This is a genomic window from Pseudomonas sp. GM24 (genome assembly GCF_000282235.1).
Classification (GTDB): domain Bacteria; phylum Pseudomonadota; class Gammaproteobacteria; order Pseudomonadales; family Pseudomonadaceae; genus Aquipseudomonas.
This window is the reverse complement of the sequence record NZ_AKJR01000236.1, coordinates 1-2,175: the sequence shown is the minus strand read 5'-3', so window position 1 is coordinate 2,175 and position 2,175 is coordinate 1. Positions and strand designations below refer to the sequence as shown.

The 2,175-nt window shown below is 60.5% G+C and carries 3 protein-coding genes; all 3 read right to left on the bottom strand.

Going from position 1 to position 2,175, the window contains the following annotated elements; all coding sequences use genetic code 11:
- Positions 1 to 75: 75 nt before the first annotated feature.
- Genes PMI23_RS24920 through PMI23_RS24910 form a run of 3 tightly spaced genes read right to left on the bottom strand, consistent with a single transcriptional unit; the run spans position 76 to position 1,975 of the window.
- Positions 76 to 525, bottom strand: a complete 450-nt coding sequence (locus PMI23_RS24920) for an acyl-CoA thioesterase (protein ID WP_007913424.1) — start codon at positions 523 to 525, stop codon at positions 76 to 78.
- Positions 526 to 571: 46 nt separating this feature from the next.
- Entirely contained in the window at positions 572 to 1,405 is an 834-nt protein-coding gene (locus tag PMI23_RS24915; RefSeq protein ID WP_007913423.1) for an alpha/beta fold hydrolase, read from the bottom strand.
- Positions 1,406 to 1,435: 30 nt separating this feature from the next.
- Positions 1,436 to 1,975, bottom strand: coding sequence for a TetR/AcrR family transcriptional regulator (locus PMI23_RS24910; RefSeq protein ID WP_007913421.1), 540 nt, complete (start codon positions 1,973 to 1,975; stop codon positions 1,436 to 1,438).
- Positions 1,976 to 2,175: the final 200 nt, after the last annotated feature.

Below are 2,175 nucleotides of genomic sequence, written 5' to 3'. Positions count from 1 at the left end.
TGCTCGCGAAAGCGGTGTGTCAGTGAGGCATATGTTGGCTGACACACCGCTATCGCGAGCAGGCTCACTCCTACATTAGATTTTCGCAGATTCCGGGATCTGGATCGCCGGACCATAGCCTTCGATGAACTCGGCCGGCATGCGCTTGGGCTTGCCCGTGGACAGCTCGATACAGACGAAAGTGGTTTGCGCACGCAACAGCGTGGTGTTGTCACTCGGGCGCTTGAGCTGGAAATGCCGGGTCATTTTCAGGCGCTGATCCCAATCGACAATCCAGGTCGCCAATTGCAGTTCGTCGCCTTCATAGGCCGCAGCCAGATAATCGATCTCGTGACGAACCACGGCCATCGCCCGATCCAGGCGCCGATACTCGACCAGATCCAGACCCAGACGCTGCGAGTGGCGCCAGGCGCAACGCTCCAGCCAGGTCACGTACACCGCGTTGTTCGCGTGCCCCAAGCCGTCGATATCCTCGGCGCCTACTTGCAGATCAATGGTAAACGGCGTTGCCCGATCCCAGCCCATGCCCCACTCCCGGTCAATGTATTCAACCGGGGCAGTGTAACGGAGCTCAGGCTGATTGGCGCGCCTGGAGGCTGCGGCCGGCCAGCAGTGATAACACGCCATCAACCACGCGAGGGTCGGCCAGCACGCGCTGATGACCGCCGCCCTCAAGCCGCAGCAAGCGACTGTCGAACCAGGATTCGTGGATCAGTTGCGACTCTTTGACCGAGACGAAGTTGTCGTCCTCGGCATGCACGATCAGGCCGGGCATATCCAGTTGATAGTGGGCAACGTCGAGCGTAGCGGCGCGCATCCCGACATCTTGCTCGACCTGGCGGATGAAGGCGGAACGCGCTCGCGGCGGCATACCGACGTAGCGGGCAAAACCGCGCAGCACACCAAGAATTCGCGCAGGTGCGGCGATGCTGACGAGGGTTTCGGTGCGCAAGCCCAGTTGCACAGCGAGCATGGCGCTGGCGCCGCCCATGGAGTGACCGATCACCGCTTGCAGTGGCGGCAGTTCGGCAGCGGCTTCGAGCATTGCCCGAGCGAACAACACGACATTGGCTTCACGCCCCGGCGAACGACCATGGGCCGGACCATCGAGCGCCACAACGGTGTAACCGGCATCGACCAGTGCAGTGATCAGCGCGGCAAACTGGGTTGGCCGCCCTTCCCAACCGTGCATCAGCAGCACCGTCGGGCCTTGACCCCAGCGCAGCGCCGAGAGGCCAAAGCGCAAGGTGATCCGTTCAGAGCTCGCCAACAACGGCAACTCCCAATCCCGCAGCGGCAGCGAACGCGGCGTCATGAACGCCAGGCGCATTTTGCTCGCCACTCGTTGCGGTGCAATCCAGCCCAAGGTGCCATTAACGCCACGAACCCACTTCAACGTGTTCATCGCTCTCTCCTCAGGCGTGCTGCCTTCAGGTCAACGCACCGCCGACTTGGCAGCGCGCAGCAATCGATCGGATAAATCTCCCGGGCCCAGCGCCCTGGCGAGCGCCAGACCACCCACCATCAAGGCCACGTCGGCCAGGGCTTTGTCGGTGTCCTCGGGACTGGACGCCAACTGCGCGATCATCAACTCCAGGTGTTCGTTCAGCGCGATGCGGAACGATTCCGGCAAACGACCCAACTCGCCAATCGAAGCTGGAATCGGGCACGCGGCATCGCTGGAATCACGGTGCTTGCGCGACAGATAGAACGCGGCAACCAAGGCGCGGCGCTCTTCGCCGGTCAATTCGGCATCCATGTCGGCAATCAGGTCGCGGCGGCGACCGAGTAATTGCTTGAACGCTTCGAGCATCATTGCGTCCTTGCTTTCGAAGTGCGCATAGAAGCCACCGACGGTGAGGCCGGCTGCGCCCATCACTTCGCCCACGCTAGGGTCCGCCGGGCCACGCTGAATCAATGCAGCGCTGGCAGCCTTGAGGATGCGTTCGCGGGTTTGAGCTTTTTTATCGTTCATCGTTGCCTCCGAATATTACGACTAGAATATTATTCGCATAATAATATTCTGCAAGTCAAGGATATGACCGCTGGTCTGAAGCACAGTGTAAGGAAAAAGGAGAATTGGCCAAACGCCAGACAAACAAAAGGGCCATTCAATAATTGAATGACCCTTATAAAATCCCGCAGAGCGGGTAATCGTGGCGTCCCCTAGGGGAC